Source organism: Macrococcus equipercicus, from assembly GCF_004359525.2.
In the GTDB taxonomy this organism is placed as follows: Bacteria; Bacillota; Bacilli; order Staphylococcales; family Staphylococcaceae; genus Macrococcus; species Macrococcus equipercicus.
The window spans coordinates 20,478-41,177 of sequence record NZ_SCWC02000007.1; the positions used below are offsets into that span (position 1 = coordinate 20,478).

23 protein-coding genes are annotated in these 20,700 nt (G+C 45.9%); 8 read left to right on the top strand and 15 right to left on the bottom strand.

Going from position 1 to position 20,700, the window contains the following annotated elements:
- Positions 1 to 16 precede the first annotated feature (16 nt).
- Positions 17 to 1,024 carry a YihY/virulence factor BrkB family protein gene (locus tag ERX35_RS08970; RefSeq protein WP_149459565.1) on the top strand — a complete coding sequence of 336 codons (1,008 nt, stop codon included), beginning with the start codon at positions 17 to 19 and terminating at the stop codon, positions 1,022 to 1,024.
- A 9-nt stretch (positions 1,025 to 1,033) separates the two neighbouring features.
- On the top strand, positions 1,034 to 1,606 hold the full coding sequence (locus tag ERX35_RS08975) for a beta-class carbonic anhydrase (protein WP_149459566.1): 573 nt from the start codon (positions 1,034 to 1,036) through the stop codon (positions 1,604 to 1,606).
- Positions 1,607 to 1,645: 39 nt separating this feature from the next.
- On the opposite strand, the gene ERX35_RS08980 is transcribed toward ERX35_RS08975, so the two are convergent.
- The 5 genes from ERX35_RS08980 to map form a co-directional block, all read right to left on the bottom strand.
- A complete protein-coding gene (locus ERX35_RS08980; RefSeq protein WP_149459567.1) occupies positions 1,646 to 2,272 on the bottom strand; it encodes a response regulator transcription factor in 627 nt (208 codons plus the stop codon).
- On the bottom strand, positions 2,269 to 3,294 hold the full coding sequence (locus ERX35_RS08985; RefSeq protein WP_149459568.1) for a sensor histidine kinase: 1,026 nt from the start codon (positions 3,292 to 3,294) through the stop codon (positions 2,269 to 2,271). Before ERX35_RS08985 ends, ERX35_RS08980 begins: the two co-directional genes overlap by 4 nt.
- On the bottom strand, positions 3,291 to 3,986 hold the full coding sequence (gene liaF, locus ERX35_RS08990) for a cell wall-active antibiotics response protein LiaF (RefSeq protein WP_149459569.1): 696 nt from the start codon (positions 3,984 to 3,986) through the stop codon (positions 3,291 to 3,293). The genes ERX35_RS08985 and liaF overlap by 4 nt, the downstream gene beginning before the upstream one ends.
- On the bottom strand, positions 3,983 to 4,348 hold the full coding sequence (locus ERX35_RS08995) for a hypothetical protein (RefSeq protein ID WP_149459570.1): 366 nt from the start codon (positions 4,346 to 4,348) through the stop codon (positions 3,983 to 3,985). Before ERX35_RS08995 ends, liaF begins: the two co-directional genes overlap by 4 nt.
- A gap of 85 nt (positions 4,349 to 4,433) precedes the next feature.
- A complete protein-coding gene (gene map, locus ERX35_RS09000; protein ID WP_149459571.1) occupies positions 4,434 to 5,192 on the bottom strand; it encodes a type I methionyl aminopeptidase in 759 nt (252 codons plus the stop codon).
- Positions 5,193 to 5,283: 91 nt separating this feature from the next.
- Here map and ERX35_RS09005 point away from each other — a divergent pair, with 91 nt between their 5' ends.
- Positions 5,284 to 6,270, top strand: a complete 987-nt coding sequence (locus ERX35_RS09005) for an FUSC family protein (RefSeq protein WP_149459572.1) — start codon at positions 5,284 to 5,286, stop codon at positions 6,268 to 6,270.
- Positions 6,271 to 6,304: 34 nt separating this feature from the next.
- Here ERX35_RS09005 and ERX35_RS09010 read toward each other — a convergent pair whose 3' ends face one another.
- Both ERX35_RS09010 and murT read right to left on the bottom strand, forming a co-directional pair.
- Positions 6,305 to 7,024: a type 1 glutamine amidotransferase gene (locus ERX35_RS09010; RefSeq protein WP_149459573.1), complete on the bottom strand. Its 720-nt coding sequence runs from the start codon at positions 7,022 to 7,024 to the stop codon at positions 6,305 to 6,307.
- A complete protein-coding gene (gene murT, locus ERX35_RS09015) occupies positions 7,024 to 8,334 on the bottom strand; it encodes a lipid II isoglutaminyl synthase subunit MurT (protein ID WP_149459574.1) in 1,311 nt (436 codons plus the stop codon). Before murT ends, ERX35_RS09010 begins: the two co-directional genes overlap by 1 nt.
- A 222-nt stretch (positions 8,335 to 8,556) precedes the next feature.
- On the opposite strand from murT, the gene ERX35_RS09020 reads away from it, so the two are divergent.
- The 4 genes from ERX35_RS09020 to ERX35_RS11595 are packed head-to-tail and all read left to right on the top strand — an operon-like array spanning position 8,557 to position 11,885.
- Entirely contained in the window at positions 8,557 to 8,790 is a 234-nt protein-coding gene (locus ERX35_RS09020; RefSeq protein WP_149459575.1) for a FeoA family protein, read from the top strand.
- On the top strand, positions 8,783 to 10,774 hold the full coding sequence (feoB, locus tag ERX35_RS09025; protein ID WP_149459576.1) for a ferrous iron transport protein B: 1,992 nt from the start codon (positions 8,783 to 8,785) through the stop codon (positions 10,772 to 10,774). The genes ERX35_RS09020 and feoB overlap by 8 nt, the downstream gene beginning before the upstream one ends.
- A gap of 11 nt (positions 10,775 to 10,785) precedes the next feature.
- Complete coding sequence (locus ERX35_RS09030) at positions 10,786 to 10,947, top strand: FeoB-associated Cys-rich membrane protein (RefSeq protein ID WP_149459577.1); 162 nt, start codon at positions 10,786 to 10,788, stop codon at positions 10,945 to 10,947.
- Positions 10,948 to 11,000: 53 nt separating this feature from the next.
- Entirely contained in the window at positions 11,001 to 11,885 is an 885-nt protein-coding gene (locus tag ERX35_RS11595) for an exonuclease domain-containing protein (protein ID WP_149459578.1), read from the top strand.
- On the opposite strand, the gene ERX35_RS09040 is transcribed toward ERX35_RS11595, so the two are convergent.
- Genes ERX35_RS09040 through ERX35_RS09055 form a run of 4 tightly spaced genes read right to left on the bottom strand, consistent with a single transcriptional unit; the run spans position 11,886 to position 16,321 of the window.
- Positions 11,886 to 12,086 (bottom strand): hypothetical protein, encoded by a 201-nt coding sequence (locus ERX35_RS09040; protein WP_149459579.1) that lies wholly within the window; start codon positions 12,084 to 12,086, stop codon positions 11,886 to 11,888.
- 17 nt (positions 12,087 to 12,103) lie between these two features.
- Complete coding sequence (dinB, locus tag ERX35_RS09045; RefSeq protein ID WP_149459580.1) at positions 12,104 to 13,171, bottom strand: DNA polymerase IV; 1,068 nt, start codon at positions 13,169 to 13,171, stop codon at positions 12,104 to 12,106.
- Between the two features lie 4 nt (positions 13,172 to 13,175).
- The gene (rlmD, locus tag ERX35_RS09050; protein ID WP_149459581.1) at positions 13,176 to 14,522 is read right to left on the bottom strand and encodes a 23S rRNA (uracil(1939)-C(5))-methyltransferase RlmD; all 1,347 of its coding nucleotides are present in this window, start codon (positions 14,520 to 14,522) and stop codon (positions 13,176 to 13,178) included.
- Positions 14,522 to 16,321, bottom strand: a complete 1,800-nt coding sequence (locus ERX35_RS09055; protein ID WP_149459582.1) for a 5'-nucleotidase C-terminal domain-containing protein — start codon at positions 16,319 to 16,321, stop codon at positions 14,522 to 14,524. Before ERX35_RS09055 ends, rlmD begins: the two co-directional genes overlap by 1 nt.
- Before the next feature lie 113 nt (positions 16,322 to 16,434).
- Here ERX35_RS09055 and ERX35_RS09060 point away from each other — a divergent pair, with 113 nt between their 5' ends.
- Entirely contained in the window at positions 16,435 to 17,253 is an 819-nt protein-coding gene (locus ERX35_RS09060; RefSeq protein WP_149459583.1) for a glucose 1-dehydrogenase, read from the top strand.
- 112 nt (positions 17,254 to 17,365) lie between these two features.
- Here the strand turns inward: ERX35_RS09060 and ERX35_RS09065 are convergent, their stop codons facing one another.
- The 4 genes from ERX35_RS09065 to ERX35_RS09080 form a co-directional block, all read right to left on the bottom strand.
- Positions 17,366 to 18,346, bottom strand: coding sequence for a diacylglycerol kinase (locus ERX35_RS09065; protein WP_149459584.1), 981 nt, complete (start codon positions 18,344 to 18,346; stop codon positions 17,366 to 17,368).
- Positions 18,346 to 18,543: a hypothetical protein gene (locus ERX35_RS09070; RefSeq protein ID WP_149459585.1), complete on the bottom strand. Its 198-nt coding sequence runs from the start codon at positions 18,541 to 18,543 to the stop codon at positions 18,346 to 18,348. Before ERX35_RS09070 ends, ERX35_RS09065 begins: the two co-directional genes overlap by 1 nt.
- Positions 18,540 to 19,967 carry a helicase HerA-like domain-containing protein gene (locus tag ERX35_RS09075; RefSeq protein ID WP_149459586.1) on the bottom strand — a complete coding sequence of 476 codons (1,428 nt, stop codon included), beginning with the start codon at positions 19,965 to 19,967 and terminating at the stop codon, positions 18,540 to 18,542. Before ERX35_RS09075 ends, ERX35_RS09070 begins: the two co-directional genes overlap by 4 nt.
- A gap of 93 nt (positions 19,968 to 20,060) precedes the next feature.
- The gene (locus ERX35_RS09080; RefSeq protein ID WP_149459587.1) at positions 20,061 to 20,585 is read right to left on the bottom strand and encodes a GrpB family protein; all 525 of its coding nucleotides are present in this window, start codon (positions 20,583 to 20,585) and stop codon (positions 20,061 to 20,063) included.
- Between the last annotated feature and the right edge of the window lie 115 nt (positions 20,586 to 20,700).

Sequence of the window (20,700 nt, forward strand, 5' to 3'; positions counted from 1 at the left end):
ATAAGGAGTGAGTCATTTGGCGAAAGACCAAAAAAGCTCCTCTAAATACTTGACTCAGACGGCCCATCCGTCTGAGTCAAGTCATTTGGAGGAAAACTATGTAGCGACACAGGAGTTCCAGTCAAAGGAACCGAAAAAATCTGACGAAGAACTCCACGTCTCTAAAATCAATAAACCGGCAAAATACAAAAAAGACGGAAATTTCTTTCAGAAGTTACTTTACCGTATCGGCAAAGACGATGCATCAGGCTTAGCAGCACAGCTGGCTTACTATTTTCTGCTGTCGTTGTTCCCACTGCTTATTTTCTTATTAACGTTGATTCCATTATTTAATGTTGACCAGACGACAATTACTGACGCTATTTCTCAAAACGCGCCGGGTGATACTGCTAAGATGATTAATGGGATCGTCGGAGATGTAATGAAGAGCAGTTCAGGCGGTCTGCTGTCATTCGGGATCATCGCTGCCTTATGGTCAGCCTCAAACGGTATGACTGCTTTAATGAATGCGTTCAATGTGGCTTACGAAGTAGAAGACGGCAGAAACCCTATTATTGCAAAGCTGTTATCAGTCTTATTCACTGTCGTCATGATTTTAGTGCTTGCTATCACACTTGCCTTACCAGTATTCGGCGAGCAGATCGGCAACTTCTTATTCGGTAAACTTGGTCTTGAGAGTCAGTTCAAATGGATATTTAATGTGATTAAGGTTGTCCTTCCTTTAATCGTGACTTTTGTCGTCTTTATGACCTTGTACGCTATAGCACCACATGTTAAACTTAGATGGAAATCTGTCTTACCCGGTGCGTTGTTTGCAACCATTGTCTGGCTTGGTGCCAGCGCTCTTTTTGGAGTATATGTCAGTAACTTTGCTAACTACTCTAAAACATATGGCAGCATCGGCGGCGTTATCGTGTTGATGTTATGGCTTTATCTGACCGGCTTCATCATTATCATCGGTGCACAGATCAATGCAATCTTCCACCAGAATAAGACGGGTAAAACAAGCAGTATGAACAACTAGGAGGAACTTATGACATTACTTGATGACGTACTTTCTTACAATAAACAATTTGTAGCAAACAAAGACTATGAAGGATTTGAAACTTCAAAAGTTCCATCGATGAAAGCTGTTGTCCTGACTTGTATGGATACACGGTTAGTCGAATTATCTTCTAAAGCATTAGGCTTCAAAAACGGCGATATTAAAATCGTCAAAAATGCCGGTGCTACTATCACTCACCCATACGGCGCAACCATGCGGAGCCTGTTAGTCGGCATCTATGCATTAGGGGCTGAAGAAATAATTATTATGGGCCATAAAGACTGCGGCATGGGTAACCTTGATGTAGATGCAGTGCTTACGACGATGAAGTCACGCGGCGTTAAAGAAGAAGTCCTTCATACGCTGGAACATTCAGGTATTGATATTCATCATTTCCTTGAAGGATTTAAAGATGTCAGAGAAAATGTTAATAATAACATTGAGCTCATTTACAATCATCCATTGTTTGATAAATCAGTTCCTGTACACGGATTAGTCATTGATCCACATACCGGTGAACTTGACTTAATTCAAAATGGCTATGATAAAGTGATTAAATAACAATAAACCGCTGAGAAATCTCAGCGGTTTATTGTTATTCTACTGTGCTACGAGATGATGCTTGAAAGCATAAATGACAGCCTGTGTTCTGTCCTGCACTTCAAGTTTACTCAAAATATTGCTGACATGGGTTTTCACTGTCTTGATTGTGATATGGCTGGCATCGGCAATCTCCTGATTTGAATAGCCTTTGGCAATGAGCATAAGAATCTCCATCTCACGCTCGGTCAGCATTTCGTGCAGTGCCGCTCTCTGGTTCACCCGGTTGCGCATCTTCGTCATGACTTCCGCTTCAAACACCGATTCTCCGCTGTATGTTTTACGGACTGCTTCTGCGATAGCATCGGCACTCGATGTCTTCAATATATAGCTGTCCACACCGGCATCAATCGCTGCATACACTTCCTGGTCATCGATGAAGCTCGTCAGCATGACGACTTTAATCTGCGGCCATCTGCTCTTAATAATAGTAGTCGCTTCGATGCCGTTCATCTTATCCATCACCATATCCATCAGTATGACGTCTGGATTCAGTGCTTCCGCCTGCGCGACCCCCTCTATGCCATCCCCTGCTTCACCGACAATCTCAATGTCACTTTGCGTGGACAGAAAACTCGATATCCCGATTCTAACCATCTCATGATCATCTACAAACAATACTCTCATGATGTCTCTCCTCCTGTATATGGCACTTTGACTTCTATTCTTGTACCACTCTTAACAGCAGAGATGATCTGACAGTTGCCGCCGATCTCTACCGCTCGTTCCTTCATTGTATTGATGCCGTAGCGTGATTCATCGCGCTGTGACATATCAAAGCCCCTGCCGTCATCAGTCAATCTTAAAATCACACTATCCCCGACTTGGAACAGCTCTATAGCCAGCTGGCTGGCGTGCGCATGCCGTAAAGTGTTGGAGATAGCCTCCTGTGTAATTCTGAACAGATGGTCTTCTACGCCTTTAGACATCGTGATATCCGCTATATCCATTCGTATAGTAAGCGGTATTTTCTTCTTCAACTCAGAGATGAGGTCCTGAATTCCGGCACGGAGCGACTTATTCTGCAGCGCGAGCGGCCTTAAGTGCAGCAGCAGCGCTCTCATTTCAAGCTGCGCTTCATGCAGCATTTTCCCGAGTATGGCGACCTGCTTTGCCGGCTGTTCATCAAGCGGGTGGTTTTTAATGGCAGACAACATCATGCTCGCTGCAAAAAGCTGCTGGCTGACGGAGTCATGAAGGTCACGGGCGAGTCGCTGCCGTTCTTCCTCGACAATTTTTTTGACAATCTGTTCATTGACACCTGTTGTGACAAGCTGATTCTGATGCTTGATAGTCCGGACTGACTCATTCAGCTTGACGATGGTCTGAAACAGTTCATATATTTCCGGCTGCATCATCATCTCCTCATTGTCATCGAGCGGTTCGCCGAAATCAACAGCCTGCATCTGCCCTTTAATCCATGCCAGCTGCTCGTTCTGCTTGTAAGCAGTGAGTGACCCCATAACAATGCATGCCAGAATAACGACGATATTGAGAAATAAAAATGCCGGGACACCGATAATCTGTGTATACAGCATCCCCTGGAAATAAATGATATTTGTAAAAATACGGTCAAGTATATAAAAGATAAAGACGAGAGAATAAACAAGGATGAGCATGACACCAATCATTCGCGTATAGTTATTCATCGATGCACGACCTCCAGATCACCGACAATAGATGAGACGATGACTTTGACTGCGACGCCGTTCTCATAGTCTTCAGAAATATAAGTCAAGCGCTCATTTTTGGCGCGTCTCGTGAACTCATGATCTACTTTCAGCTGTCCATACAGTGCTGAATAATCAATCTTAGTCTGATAATGATGCGGCACAATGACCGTCGTCTTTCCTATCATATGATTGACGACTATTAAATTTTCCTGCTGCAAGTTCGCCGCATTCGTCAAATCAATCGTCACATCGCCGACTGCATGCTGAAGATGAATATCATCAAAGCGGTAAACGGTCTTCGGCGTCTCCTGTGTATTGAACCACTTCTGCCCGTAGACATGAACATCTTTATCAGCGGTGACAATCACATGAACCGGCTTTCTTTTCGTAATCGCATAGCGCACTGCAATGATGACGAGAAAGCTGAACAATACAATAAGTGTATAAGGGTTGGACAGCAGTCCGAACAGCAAAAGGCTAAGACCGCTCCAGAACAGCACAAGCCCTCTCAGCTTCTTCCTGAAATACTGACTGATGTAAATCAGCAGCCCCCCGAGCACGAGTACGAGGAGCATCCCTGTCTTGATAAAAAAGATATAGTATAAGTTAGACAACAGCAGCAGGATTAAAAAGCTGATTAATATTTCTGTTGATACTAATTGCTTCACGTACTCACTTCTTTCCCCTTCAGTTTTCTAATCATCATTATCTCATATTCTGTCTCTTCTTTCATGTGGTCGAGCATTTGCAGCGATGCTTCAATCTGCTGCAGCTCATCGTCAATCTTGTTCAAAGCGTCGATTGCTGCATAGCGGTTCGTACGGAAATCACGCATGCTGCCGTCCTCTGAATCAATGACAGCTAGCTGGCTGTCATAGGCTTCAGTCAGACGTCTATGTTCTTCACGTTTCATCGCTTTCATCACATTCAGTTCAGTCAGTCTCTGCTGCAGTTCTTTTAACTTTAAATATAGACTATGCCTCACGCTTTTCTTCACGGTCTGCTTTAAATAAGATTTCAGTCGCTCCATCTCGTCATCTCCTTACTATATCTTCTACTATAAAAAAAGCTCCTGATGACGTGAAACGTCTCAGGAACGATTTTTATCTCATACTTTAGTCGGAGATGCGCTCAGTGAGTAACAGGGGACCTTGTTCAGTGACAACAATGGTATGTTCAATCTGTGCGACATAGCTGTTATCACTTGTTTCAAAGGCCCATTCATCCTTACCGTCTGTTACCAGTGTCGCTTTTGATGAAATGAACGGCTCTACTGCAAGAACCATGCCTTCTTTCAGCAGTTCTTTCTCAAAAGGGTCGTAGTAATTCAAGATATGCTTAGGATTTTCATGCAGACTTCTGCCGATGCCGTGGCCTGTCAAGTTTTTGATGACAGTGACATCGTTCTTCTTCGCCGTCGCATTCACCGCACGACCAATCTGGCTGAGCTTTGTGCCCGGTTTCACTTTCTTCATCGCTTCTTCAAACGCCATCAAGGCCACATCGACCACTTTTTGTTTGAGCGGGTCTGTGCTTTCGCCGACCACGAATGAAATGCCTGTATCTGCATAATAGCCATCCTTGCAGCCTGACACATCAACATTGACGAGGTCGCCTTCATTGATCACACGGCTGCCCGGAATACCATGAGCCACTTCTTCATTAACACTGATACATGTGTAGCCCGGAAACTCGTATTCGGTAATTGGTGCAGATTTTGCACCGAGCTTATCAAATAGCTTTCCTGCGATATCGTCCAGTTCTTTAGTCGTAATGCCAGGAACTGTTTTTTCCTTCAGCGTATCGCGGATTTCTGCGACAATCTGACCGATTACCTTTAATTTCTCAAGTTCTTCGTTCGTTTTTACGATCATCAATTATCTCTTCTTTCAATTAGTTATGATAGTTCATTATAACAAATTATTAATGTTATACTAATAAAAAACTACGAATAGGTACGAGCTCATGAAATGGACAAAACAAATTATCGGTCCCCGGATCATCAAGACGGGTCTTGCGACATTTTTGACGGCGTTGTTCTGCCAGCTGCTTCATCTGCCGGCTACATTCGCTGTTATTGCATCGCTTGTTTCCATCGAACCGACAGCTAAAGCGTCGCTCAGAAAAGCGTTCATCAGGTTTCCTGCTTCTATACTCGGGGCATTCATCGCAGTGACCAGCGCTTATTTCCTCGGCGAATCACCTTTAGCATACAGCATTGCTGCAACCCTGACAATTGTCATCTGCTATCAGCTCAAGCTGCATGACGGCATGCTTGTCGCCAGTCTGACTGCTGCTGCCATGATTCCGAACATCCATGATGACTTCGTCTTCAACTTCTTCTCAAGACTAGTGACAACGACGATCGGTCTAACGACAGCAGGGCTTGTCAACTTCCTCGTGCTGCCGCCGAAGTATCAGCTGCAGATTGAAACGTTGATCAACAATGTCGAGAGCGAACTGCAGCAGTTATTCATCACCCGGGGAAAAGAAGTTTTAATCGGTCATTACCACTCGAAGGACAGCGTCAGAAAGCTGATTCAAATAAGCAAGATGATCACTAAAATAGAGCAGCTGATCCAATATGAACACGAGGAATTTCAGTATCATCAGAGCGATATCAACAGAAAGAAATTGATGATGACGCTTGAGAAACGACTGCAGTTCAACCGGCTTTATATCATTCATCTGACCAACATGATCTATATGCCGCAGGAAACAGCATTTGATTTTCATGCAGAAGAGCGGCAGGCGTATACGGATATTATCATGGCGATGCAGCAGCATGAGCCGGTGCCGAGAACTGCCTTGTCGACATTCAAGTCAAGTGTCAAGCACCTGGCAGAATTTGATGACAATCAGCTGAAAAGTCATTACATATACGAGCTGCTGATGATTCAGAAACTGCTGACAGAACAGCACGCCGATTACCAGACAGACGAAACGCCTTGACCGCTCCTGGTCAAGGCGTTCTTTTGTGTCCACCTTACTTCTCACTGAGCAGGCGGTTAATAATGACATTTTTTGCGTTCTCTTCTGTACTGTTGTCGCCGATTGATTCAAACGGGATGTTCTTACGGTCACACGCAGCTTGCAGCAGGTAGTCAGTGATCTCATGATTTTTCGGCAGAATCGGCCCGTGCAGATAAGTGCCGAGCAGATTTTTATAATGCAGTCCTTCTTTTTTGTCGGTATCGTTGTTGCCGTATCCTGCGATGACGTCTCCGAGCGTCCCGTAAGGATGATACGTTCTGCCGCCGTGGTTCTCAAAGCCGACAATGCGGCCGAATGTCTCTGACTCTATGACGATGTTGCCTGTCAGCCGTTCTTTCTTCGATTCTGTATAGAAATCAAGAATATTCAGGCCCGGCAGCTCCTGACCATCAGGCGTCACATATTTCTCGCCTAAAAACTGATAGCCGCCGCAAATAGTAAGTGCCGGCACGCCGTCTTCAATAGCAGCCTTGAACTCATCTTTAATGCGGAATAGTTCCTGTGTTGCGATTGCCTGCTCGCGGTCACTGCCGCCGCCGATAAATAAAATATCCGCTTCACTGACAGCGAGTCCAGACGTCTCTTTGACATCAGTGACTGTGACGTCAATACCACGCCATTTCGCCCGTTTCTTAAGCGCGATGATATTTCCGATATCCCCATATAAATTGAGTTTGTCAGGCATAAAGTGATAAACATTGATTGAAGACATTAGTTGCCCTCCTTAAAGAAGTTTGTCAGTGTACGGTGCATCGGTTCGAGTGATGTATAGTTCGGTATACATACGGTATAGGCGTCATCCATAAGCGCCGCTTTTGTTGCAGCCGGAATATCCCTGATGACTTCGACCGGCACATTAATTTCAGCGTATTTCAGTCTTACTGCCAGTTCCTCCGCCCGGTTACCTGTACAGTAAATCCGGCTGATCGTCTGACGTTCCAGTTTTTCAAAGTCAGCGTCCCAGATCCAGGAAATGTCCCGTCCATCGGCTCCATTGTCGTTCAGACTGATTAAATAGCTCTTCTGTCCTTCAATTTTCTCTCCGACAGACAGACTGGCATTCAGTCCAGCGGGATTTTTAGCGAGATTGATGATCGCTTCTTTCCGGCCGTTCGTGAAGTACTGCATGCGGCCGTTGTCCGATGCATAGCTTTCGAATCCTTTTCTGATGGCTTCATCAGTTAAGCCCAGTTCTTTCAGGACGCTGTAGGCCGCAATAATATTGAAGACATTGAAGTCACCGGCAAGCTTCATGTTGAATGTCTCGCCGTTAATAACCGGCACTAAATACGGATTTTCAGCAAGTGCTTCGATTTCATATTTAGGCACAGCACGGTTAAAGCCGCAGTCACAAGTATAATGACCCAGCTGGTTATAATGAATGGCACTGTAATCGAGCAGTCTGCCGCAGTTCGGGCAGTACTTGCTTTCAATCATCGTGCTTTCCTCGAAATGATGGATGCCTGCTTTCATGCCGTAATAGACAACGTCGTCACTTGCTATTTTAAGACGTGACACAAATGGGTCGTCAGCATTCAGGAGGAGCTTGATGCCTTTACCTTTAATATGGTCCGCTATACCATCGACCAGTATATCGATCTCACCGAAACGGTCCATCTGGTCGCGGAAGAAGTTCGTGAACACCATCATAGTCGGTGTCATCTCGCTCAATACACGTGGAATTGACCCTTCATCGATTTCTATAATGGCGAGCTTTGTATTTCTTTTTGTCTGGACGATAAAACTTGATGTGATACCGGCTGCCATATTGGCACCTTCTGTATTATGAACAATCTGAATATGATTAGTTTTTAAAGTGTGACCGATTAAGTTCGATGTCGTCGTCTTACCGTTCGTCCCTGAAATAAAGACTACGGCATCGACTGATGATGCGAGTTTGCGTAAAATATGCGGATCAATTCTACGCGCCAGCTGACCCGGCAGATCCGTCCCGCGTTTACCGGCAGCGATGCTTGCGCGTCTTGCTGCTTTTGCGATTAATTTAGCTGAAAAAGTTCTCATAACAACCTCCTTGATTAACAATTCATTATACCATAGTTAAGCCATTGCTAAATATTATACCGAACCTATTAAATTGATTAACTTTGTATCACTGTTTTATTGCTGGCTGGCCGTTGTCACGAAGTTGTGATAAATTTTTGTGCTACTTTATTGATGAGATGTATAGACCGTGTTATTATGTAATTGAGAATGATAATCAATACAAATTAAGAAGGTGTCCGCATGCTTCATGCAGCAAATGCTCAGTTAGGTACGACTTATAAAATTAAATCAATGATACTTGATCATCATATGCTCCACCGATTGAATGCACTTGGTTTCTCAGAAGGCAGCCTGATCAAAGTCCGTCAGAAAAGCCTGTTCAAAGGGCCGTGTACGCTGGATATGAACGGTCAGCACATCTGCATCAGAAACTGTGATGCGTGCAAGATTATGCTGGAGCTCAATCATGACTAATTCATTCTGTATTTTAGGCAATCCGAACGTCGGTAAAACGTCACTGTTCAATGCACTGACCGGTTCTTATGAATATGTCGGTAACTGGAGCGGTGTAACCGTCGAGAAGAAAATTGGCCGGCTGAAGAAAAACTATGGCCAGCTCGTCGATCTGCCCGGTACATATGATCTGCTGCCGATTTCAAAGGACGAAACAGTCGTCACTAATTTTCTGCTGCATGAATCGTTCTCCGGAATGATCAATATAGTAGATGCCGCTCAGCTGCAGCGTAATCTGCTGCTGACGATCCAGCTGATGGAGTATGGCTCTCCTTTGTTGATCGGACTCAATATGGTCGATGTTGCCAGCAAGCGCGGTATTCGTATCGACACTCAAAAACTGATGCGCAAGCTGAAAACACCTATTATTCCGGTTGTCGCAAGAACGGGCAGAGGTTCTGATGAAGTACTGAAAGCACTCGGCGATGCTCAGCTGTCGACTGCCCGTCCGCTAAAAATCAATTATGACAAGCGCATTGAATCCGCAGTCAGTCAGCTAGTGACACTGTTCAGCAGCTTGTCCATCCACCAGAAGCACAAGCGATTTCTTGCGCTGCAGTACTTGCTTGAAAATCCGTCAGTGATCGACTATATCGGCCCTGCAATCGCTGCAGAAAGTGACAGCATCAAAGCAGCGCTGCAAAACTCCCTGGACCGCTCAATCAAATATTATATTCAGCAGGCCCGGACTAATTTCATCAGTGAGCTGCTGACTGATGTAGTGACTTATCCTGAGAACCGGACCAGTTATTTATCTGAGACGATCGACAGAATCGTCACACATAAAATATTCGGTATCCCTATTTTCTTATTTTTAATGTGGCTTATCTTTCAGACGACTTTCACATGGATCGGTACACCTTTATCAGACAAGCTGGACGGCTTTTTCGGCGGACCGCTGACAGATTTCGCTCAGTCAGTGATGTCGTCACTCGGCATCGTCCCTTTTCTGCAGCATCTCGTCACAGACGGGATCATCGCAGGTGTCGGCGGCGTGCTCGTGTTCGTCCCGCAAATACTCGTCCTGTTCTTCTTCATCTCACTGCTTGAGGATTCCGGCTATATGGCAAGAATCGCAGTGATCATGGACCGGATTATGGAGATGTTCGGACTGAACGGTAAATCCTTCATCCCTATGATTATCGGCTTCGGCTGCAATGTGCCAGGCATTATGGCGGCACGCAGCATCGAGGAAGAGAAAGAACGGCTGACAACGATACTGATTGCACCGTTTATGTCCTGCTCCGCCCGGCTGCCTGTATATGCTTTGTTCGCAGGTGTATTCTTCAAGGAGAATCAGGCACTGATTGTACTGAGTCTGTACATCATCGGCATAGTCGTCGCACTGATTGTCAGCTTTATACTGTCACGGACGTTACTGAGCAAAGATACATCGATCTTTGTCATCGAACTCCCGCCGTATCGCCTTCCTTCTTTAAAGACATTATGGCGCAGCACTTGGGAAAAAGGAAAAGGATTCATCAAGAAAGCAGGGACTTTTATATTCGGTGGTTCCGTGCTCATCTGGCTGCTTAACTATGCAGGACCAGCAGGCTTCGGCGTCGATATCGATCACAGTTACTTAAGCATGATCGGCGGCCTGCTCGCTCCGCTGTTACTCCCTCTTGGCTTTGGGACATGGCAGGCAGGCGCGACGTTAATTCCCGGCTTCCTCGCAAAAGAAGTAGTCGTCAGTGCGATGGCCATCATCTATGCGGTGAAAGACAATGCATTGATCGGAGTCATTCATGAACAGTTCACACCGGTGTCAGCCTATGCCTTTATGCTGTTTATACTGCTCTATATTCCATGCTTGTCAACAGTAGCTGCAATTCGTAAAGAGACTTACTCATGGAAATGGACGGCACTTGCAGTCGCTTATCCACTCGCTACCGCTTACAGTCTGACATTTATTGTCTACCAGCTCGGAAATATGTTGTTCTAGGAGGAAAAGACATGGCTTTACTATTTAATATACTGCTCTTTGCATTGATTTTTGGCTATGCCATCTATACTTTAGTGAAGTTCTTCAACAAATCAAAAGCCGGCAAGTGCAATACTTGCGATACAAATCCTGCCTGCTCATGTGAAGTACTGATTGACGACAAACGTATTTAAAGCGTTTGTCTTCTTTTTTTTGTAGAATAAGTAGTATGAAGGGGGCAACGACAATGACTGAATTTATCGCACTGGATTTTGAAACAGCGAACGGGCAGCCGGCGAGCATATGCAGCGTCGGCATGGTCAAAGTGCAGGACAATATGATGACTGAGACTTTCTATACACTAGTGAACCCCGAAACTTATTTTTCAAAAGGGAACATCGCGGTACATGGCATTAAACCTGAAGACGTGACAGATGCACCGTTGTTTCCGGAAGTCTATCAGCATATGCTTGACTTCATCGGCGAGCTGCCGGTCGTGGCTCACTTTGCACGCTTTGATATGAATGTGCTTTATGCATCCATCGAACGTTACAATCTTGATATGCCGACGCTGAAATATTTCTGCTCATGCAATATGGCGAGGAAGACTGTTAAAAATCACAGCTACAGTCTGAAGAATATGATGGCTTATTATAACCTTGACTTCCATGGTCATCACCATGCACTGAACGATGCTAAAGCGAGCGCTATGATCACAGTCAGATTATTGAAATCATATCCATCACTGGACGATTACTTGAAAAAGAACGGGTCCTATTTATCTTCCATGAAAAACAAAGCATCACAGCTTGACCGTTACAATAAGGAGCTCAAAAGCATTAAACCTTCGAGCAGTGACTTCGATATGACGCATCCTTTCCACGACAAAAAAGTGGCCATTACAGGAACGCTTCACATGAAACGCAAAGACATCGTCCAGTATATCGTTGACCACGGCGGCACGTTTGAACTTGATTTGGAGCAGCCGGTCGATATATTTATATTCGGCAGACAGCGCAGCAATCAACCATCAAAAAAGGAGACAATCATTAAAAATAAGATTGCCTCCGGTCAGGATATATTACTCCTCAGTGATGACAAACTGAAGCAGCTGATTACGTTTTATCAGTAGTTACTTCCTGTTTCTCATATTGTCCTTGATGCGTGTTCGGGATACAGGACGTTCCAGTTTCTGGTCAATCCAGAACAACAGCCCTGCTATTAACACAATAGCGAGAAGCTTCAGCGGCTCAAAGCCGTTGTCGATGGTGTTCTTTATGAACATCGCTATCAGCACGGCAGTGATTCCTATAATAGAAAACTTGAATTTCATACTCATCACTCGTTTCCTCAAATAAAATCATAAATTGTCATGTTCATGAACTGACGTTCTTCTAAATTCCCGACTGTAACACCGATTAAACGTATCGGCCGGTCGGGATGTTTTAATGCAGTATACAAATCATAACATACATTGTAAATATCTGTAGTATCGGACACTCGGTAAGGCAGCTTCAGCTGTCTGGATGTCGAGCGGAAGTCAGACTCTTTCATTTTCACAGTGACTACATCGCCTGTCAGACCGTAGCGGTTCAGCTTGTCACTCACCTGCTGTGAGAGCTGACGGATGATACCGAGTATTTCATCATCATCGTTTTTATCGACAGCGAACGTCGTCTCTTTGCCGATCGACTTTCTGATGCGCTCTGCTTTGACTGTCGAATGATCAATACCGCGTGCATAGTCATAGAGTCTCGGCCCCCGCTTACCGAACCGTTTGATGAGTTCACGTTCTGTCAGCTGATAAAGGTCAAGTCCGGTGTGAATGCCGTCCTGCTTCATCTTCTCCTCAGTCACACGGCCGACGCCCGGAAAAGCACCAATCGGCAGCTTCATCAATATGTCATGGACATTCCCGTGATGGATAATCGTCAGACCATCCGGCTTATTCATTCCAGATGACAGTTTAGCGAGAAACTTATTATAGGAGACGCCCGCTGAACATGTCAGACGGGTCGCTTCAAAAATATCGCGTTTAATGAACGCCGCAATACGTGATGCCGGCATATCCCGTCTCACGAGATGCGTGATATCCAGATACGCCTCATCAAAAGCGACCGGCTGCACATGCTCAGTGTAACTTCTGAATATCGCCATGATTTTCTCTGATTCATCGCGGTAAACATCAAACCGCGGCCTGACATAATAACCGTCCGGACAGAGCTGGTGGGCACGGCTCATCGGCATGGCTGAATGCACCCCGAACTTTCTCGCTTCATAGCTCGCCGTCGCGACTACACCTCTTGAGCTTGATTTACCGCCGACAATGACCGGCTTGCCCTGAAGCTTAGGATTATCACGCTGCTCTATCTGCGCATAGAAGGCATCCATATCGACATGGAGTATTCTTCTTTCCATAGCATCATCCCTTGAGCGTCATCCGACAGACCGCTTCGACATGCGTTGTCTGCGGGAACATATCAACAGGTGTCATTTCATCGATGATATAAAGTTCTGCCAGACTCTGAATATCCCGCATCAATGTCGCAGGATTACAGGAGACATAGACAATACGTTCTGGTTTCAGTGCTTTCAATGTATCGATGAAGAGTGGATCACAGCCCTTTCTCGGCGGGTCAATCATGACAACGTGAGGCTTCACGCCCTGCTGCTGCCACTTGATGATGATGTCCTCTGCCTTACCTGCCTCAAAATGCGTGTTCGATAAGCCGTTCAGTGCTGCATTCTTCTCTGCATCCTTGATGGCCTTCTCGACGATTTCCACGCCATATACGCGTTCAGCATGCGCTGCCATAAATAAGCCGATGGTACCGACACCGCAGTATGAGTCAATGACATTCTGACGGCCGTTCAGTTCGGCATAGTCAAGCGCCTGCTGGTAGAGCTTCTCGGTCTGTTCATGGTTGACCTGATAGAAGCTCATATCTGATATCTCAAATTTGAGTTCAGCCAGCTGATCCTGTATCTCATCTTTCCCTCTGATTGTCTTTGACTTGCTGCCCATAATGACGTTCGTCCGCTCCGGATTGATATTCTGTCTGACACTGACGATAGCCGGGAATTTCGTCATCATATGCTCTGCGATGACATCAGCCTGTTCAAGACGACTGTTTTTCGTCACGAGGACAAGCATCGTCTCGTCGATTCGCGTACCGCTTCTGATGACAATGTGTCTCAAGTTACCGCTATGACGCCGTTCGTCATAAATGCTGACGTTCAGTTCGTTCAGCAGCCGCCGCAGCTCATTCATGATATCATCGTGACTTTCCTTCTGGATGATGCATTCTTCAATCGGGACGATGTCATGTGAACGCGGTCTGTAGAAACCGGTCACTATCTCATCTTCCCGTTTCACAGGAAGCTGACTTTTATTGCGGTAACGCCATGGATTTTCCATGCCGATGATCGGGCGCACCGGGATATCAAGCTTCGTCATTTTGCGGATGAGATTTCTGACCTGCTCTTCTTTCATCTGCAGCTGGGCGTCATAAGATAAATGCTGAATGTTGCAGCCGCCGCACTGATAATAGTAAATACACGGCGGTGTCACTCTGTCCGGGCTTTCTTCGACAATGGAAACCAGCCTGCCGATTCCGAAGCCTTTGCTCATTTTTATGACTTTAACTGTCACTTTTTCACCTTTGACTGTGTTAGGTACAAATATAGGATAACCGTCGAACTTGATGACACCATTGCCTTCATGGGTGTAATCAATGACACGTCCTGTCAATATATCGTTTTTATTCATTATGTCCTCAATTCTTTCGTATCTATTTCAAATAAAGCATAGCCGTCTGCCAGCTGTGACTTCAGCGTGACGGGGTAATGGGCTGCCACTGTTTGTGCATGCCGGCTTGTCTTGATCAAGTAGCGGCCGTCCTCAAGCAGTTTAAACGGTATATGCGGCGTGAAGTCAACGCCCTGTGTTTTCACGTAATGGCTGACCGCATCCCGCACTTCAATGTCATCCAGCGGAACGACCGAGACCGCATCATCCTTCAGAAAAGGCGTGAAGTTTGCCCGGTAGTCATGGGTCAGCACTATATATATCTCTTCGTCATCAAGCGGCGCGCCTTGATAAGTGACGGCTGTCACTCTTTCTGAGTCGCTGATTTTTATGCCGGCATGATTATAGCGTGGCGGCTGTGCAAGGCTGATCGTGTAGTCCAGCTCATAGAACAGATCCATGTTGTAGCTCGGAAAACCAGGCGCTATCGACTGATTTTCCTTCAGTAAATATGGCGCGCCGTCCGTATTGAATGCAGAGGCACTCCACTCGAGCCATTCTTTGAGGAGACGACCCGGTACATTGAGCGCCGTCAGCTTGTTCGGAAAACGGTAGATGCTCATCACATCTTTCAATGTTATATCACCGGGCTTCACCATGACGTAGTCGTCGCCACCGTCTCTCCCTGCCTTCAATGGTGCTGATGTCGATATAATGTTCATACCGGCTGTACCAACGCGCGCGGAGAAGGCAGAGCGTGTGCTTTTAGCAATCAGTTCCACTGCTCTGCTCGGCGCGACTTGACTGAAGAAACTTTCTATCTCATGACTTGTGCAGCCGACTTTACTGTTGATGAACGCGAGCACGTCATGATGCGTGCGCTCATTGACTGCAGCGAGCTGCGGCTCAACAGGTTCACCTTTCAGTCCGATGACTTCGCTCTTCCCGTCCTTAATAGTAAAGCCGTTTTCACCGTAAGTGAGCGTCAGCTGGATCACGCCTAAATGCGTGCCGAAAGAAACCGGCTGAACGGCAAACGTCCCGTTAATCGTCCCTCTTTCAGCATCGACGTAGTCTACAGCACTGTAGTCACCACCAGGGAACTGCTGATGCGTATGACCGAAGATCATGGCGTCAATATCAGCAATCGTACTGATCAGATGGACTTGATTTTCAAGGCCCGGTATTTCTCCCTGCGACGGATCGAAACCTGAATGACATAGACATATGATGATATCACACTGGCCCTTAATTTGTCCTGCCCAGTGTCCAGCAGCCTCATACATATCATCCACTATCAACTGACCATCAAGGATGGCTTTATCCCATATCAAGATCTGCTCCGGTACAACGCCGATCACGCCGACTTTAACGGTCCTGCCGTCAGCAAATGTTCTGCTGATAATTGTATGCGTCTTGAAAATGTATTCTCCTGCGCTGTTTTTAACGTTGCAGTTCACGACCGGAAAATTTGCTTGTGCCATCGTGTCGAACAAGAAATCGAGCCCGTAGTTGAACTCATGGTTGCCTAACGTCCCCGCATCATAGCCGATTTCATTCATGATATTGATCACCGGATGTACGGCGGGTCTATTACCCACCGCATAATCCGCCACAAGATTGCCCTGCAGAACATCCCCGTTATCGACGACAATAGTCTGTATATCACGTCCGTCATTCTGTGCCTTCAATGCTTTAATTTTACTGCCTGCAAGTATGAACCCATTCGCTTCCTGCGGCTGGTCCATAAAGTAATCATACAAGCTGATATGAGCATGAACATCTGTCGTTCCTAAAATCATCAATTGATAGTCTGTCATCGGTCTCCACCTTTCTATTCTATTTTATTCCAACATGAATTCATTGTCACATAGATTACACGGGAGCGATATGGGTATATGGAAGCTAGACTGATTAAAAGGAGTGTAGTTATATGTATAATGACTTAAAAGATAAAGTAGCGCTCGTCACAGGCGGCTCTTCTGGTATCGGTAAAGCGATTGCTGAGCGTTTTGCCGCAGAAGGCATGAAAGTAGCAATCAACTATCATTCAGGTTCTGAAGCTGCGGAAGAAATGGTGAAGGCCATTAAAGAACAGGGCGGAGAAGCAATTGCCATCAAAGCTGACACAACAAAAGAAGAAGAATTTCTGGCGATGTTCAAAGAAACGATCGATACGTTCGGTGCCCTGCACGTCATGGTGAATAATGCCGGCATCCAAAAAGATATCGTCAGCCATGAGATGACGACGGAAGAATTCGATCAAGTCATGAACGTCAATCTCCGCGGTACATTTATCGGCTGCAGAGAAGCGATCAAGCAGTTCATGAAGCAGAAATATAAAGGGAACATCATCAATGTTTCAAGCGTCCACGAAATTATTCCATGGCCGCATTACGCCCAGTATTGTGCGAGTAAGGGCGGCGTCAAACTCCTCACTCAAAGTTTAGCGATGGAATACGCCCGCGTGCAGATCCGCGTGAACAATATTGCGCCGGGTTCTGTCGATACACCGATCAATGCGGCAAACTTCGATACTGAAGAAAAGAAAAAAGGCGCAGAGGACTTTGTGCCGATGGGTTATGTTGCTGAGCCGGCAGAGATGGCTAACATCGCTGCTTTCCTCGCAAGTAAGGAATCTAAGTACATCACCGGACAGACTATCGTTTCTGACGGCGGACTGTCGCTCTATCCATCACACCGTAACTGGGAATATGATGAACTGGCGGCAGAATTTACTGACGAAATATAACAGAGTCATAATAAACTAGTGGATTGCCAGCTAAACTTAAAAACAGCCTCCCATCTTTGCAGCTTAAGATGGGAGGCTGTTTTGTTAACGAACTGTTACGGCTATACGCCGATTACTGTCCGGTTAGACTACTGTCTCGGATTTCTTTCTGATACTGGCCGTCGATTTCATTTTTCTTCTGCACATTATTCTCCTTCTCCAGTCTTTCCAGCGGACTGAAGACATTGACGTGCCGCTCAAGGTTGATGAAGTGCGCCGGCAGTATGCCACCGAACTCACCGTCCACATTCAGCTGCACTTTCTCAAATGACGATACTTTCACATCTTTCGCCTTCACATAATGAACTTTCGGATGCTTTAAATGCTCTCCTCTCGTTGCAAGCGTAAATATATGGCCGAACTCCGCGATATTCACTTTCTCAAGGAACAGCACTGTAAAGTAGCCGTCGTTAATCGATGCTTCAGGCGCCAGCTTCTCGAAGCCGCCGACTGAATTAGTCAGTCCGATCAAGAACAGCATGACTTCTCCGGTAAATACTTCTCCGTCATATTCAATGCGTACATCTGACGCTTTAATCTCAGGCAGCATTTCAAGCCCTTTGACGTAATAGGCGAGCGGCCCGATCATCGTCTTCAGCTTGCTCGGTGCCTCGTATGAGATCTCTGTGATCTTACCGCCGCCTGCTATGTTGATGAAGTAGCGGTTATTCATCTTGCCGATATCGACCGGCACTGTCTCACCGTCAATAATGACGTCCACCGCTTCCATAATATCTTTCGGGATCACAAGCGCTCGTCCGAAGTCATTGACGGTTCCCATCGGTATAATGCCGATGTCAGGAATGTTGTCCTGTTCAGCCACACCGTTAATGACTTCGTTCAATGTCCCGTCTCCGCCCGCTGCAATAATCAGATCGAACTCCTCTTTTAACGCAGCTCTTGCCGCCACTGTTGCATCGCCGACTGCTGTCGTCGCATGAGCACTCGTCTCAAAGCCTGCCTGTTCCAGTTTAATCAGCACATCCGGCAGTGCTTTTTTAAACTGTTCCCGGCCAGATGTCGGATTATAGATGATTCTTGCTTTTTTTCTCATTATCTTTCTCCATCTTCTTTATTTTCTTTAATGAACTCCCGCTCTTTTACATACATTCTGAACAATGTGAAAGTAACTACTACAATCAGTATTTGCAGCAGCTTATGCATCCAGCCTTCAGTCAGCTGCATAAATAAAAGCGTGATCAGCACTAAATTGACAGCAATCAATGCGATATAAACCAAATTTTTGTTCATCGTCTGCGTCCACCGAAAATATTTCTGACAATTTCGCGGCCGATCTGCCTGCCGACACTCGTCAGCACAGATGCCGCTACGCGCTGCAGTTCAGATGGTTTTTCTTTTTGCGGTCTTGCTTTTTTCGCTGTGACTTTCGGCGCCTCCTGCTCATCTTCGAACTTCTGCTTGAGCAGTTCGTACGCACTTTCGCGGTCGAGTGTCTGATTATAGACGGCATGCAGCGGATTCGCCTTCAGCAGTGCGGCTGCAATATCGGGCTCAATCACTCCGATCTTACTTTCCGGCGGTCTTATGAATGCACGTTCGACGATCATCGGCTGACCTTCTTCATTCAGAAATGAGATCAGGGCCTCTCCTGTCTTCAGCTCACCGATAGCAGACGCCACATCAATGTCCGGATTCTGTCTGAACGTCTCAGCTGCGCTTTTGACCGCTTTCTGGTCGCGCGGCGTAAAGGCACGCAATGCATGCTGGACGCGGTTACCGAGCTGACCGAGCACCTCATCCGGCAGATCGACCGGATTTTGAGTGATGAAATAGACGCCTACTCCTTTTGAACGGATCAGACGTACCACCTGTTCTACTTGCGTGATAAATGCTTGATTGGCATCCTTGAACAATAAATGTGCCTCATCAAAGAAGAAGACAAGCTTCGGCTGATCCAGATCTCCTACTTCCGGCAGCACTTCGAATAACTCTGTCAGCAGCCAGAGCAGAAATGTCGTGTAAAGCAGCGGCTGCATATAGAGGTCGCCCGCCTGCAGAACATTGATGACGCCTTTACCATCGACCTTCGCCATGAAATCTTCCAGCTTCAAAGCCGGTTCCCCGAAGAACTGAGCGGCACCCTGACTTTCAAGCTCAAGCAGCTTACGCTGAACCGCACCGATTGATTGCTTCGAAATGTTGCCGTACTGACTTATATAATCATTGCTGTTGTCCGCCATATGCCGCAGCAGTGCCTGTAAATCTTTCAGATCAAGAAGCACCAGTCCTTTATCATCACTGATTTTAAAGGCCATATTAAGCAGCCCTGCCTGCGTGTCATTGAGCAGCAGCAGCCGTGACAATAACAGCGGCCCCATTTCAGTGATTGTCGCTCTGACAGGTGTGCCGTTTTTACCGAAGACATCCCACAATCTGACAGGAAAGTGCTGCGGCTGATAATCAATCAGCTGAAGAGTATCCAGCCGCTCCTGAATCTTATCAGTGACTGTCATCGTTTCAGCGAGACTTGCAAGGTCGCCTTTAACGTCAGCCAGGAATACCGGTACACCGGCCTTTGAGAATTGTTCAGCCATTACTTTCAAAGTAATGGTTTTGCCTGTCCCTGTTGCTCCGGCAATCAAACCGTGGCGATTGGCCATTTTAAGATTTAAAGCAATATCACTACTATTTTTCGCTATATTCAGCCCAGTCATTTATATCACTCTTTCACATTTTATTGTTATCATCATTGTACCTAATTTATTCAATTATGCAATTTTAGAAAAAAAAAGACCCGCATGCGGGTTTTAACGTTTCATTGATTGGTACCAGCTGATGGCATCCCGTTCTAGAGATGAGACATACTCATTCCTTGCAGTGTGATAGTCCGGCGAGTCATCGCTGTATTGAAAGGCAAGCTTCTCTTTTAAGGCATATGCCGTTCTAATATCAGCATGCACCCTTAAATAATCTCTTACTGCCAGCCTTCTGTCGACCACTTCATAATTAGTCTTTTCAACCATAATGATGACACGGGTCAGATTATCGATTTCTCTCGTAAATGATTTGCAGCGTTCGTCTGCGCAGATGGACAGCTCTGCCGCGCGATAGCCGGCAAGAGTCATCGCTTCTGAATACTGGTCAATTTTATCGATGTTTTTGACGACAGGCAGTATATCCATCGACTGATTGCCGGGCATATCCTGGACGGCAGTGCTGCCGACATGGTGGATCTCAACAATCTCATTTCGGAAAATCTCAATCAGCTGCTTAGCTTCAGCTATAAATATTTTATGATAATCTGTGACATTCCACGGGGTATAATCAATCATATAAATCCTCCACTTTTGGTATGTCTCTACTTTTCCGCTATTCTATCACAATAAATGTAAATATTCTATTAAGATTGTGTATATTTTCAACAAAAATCCATTTACAGCGGACTAG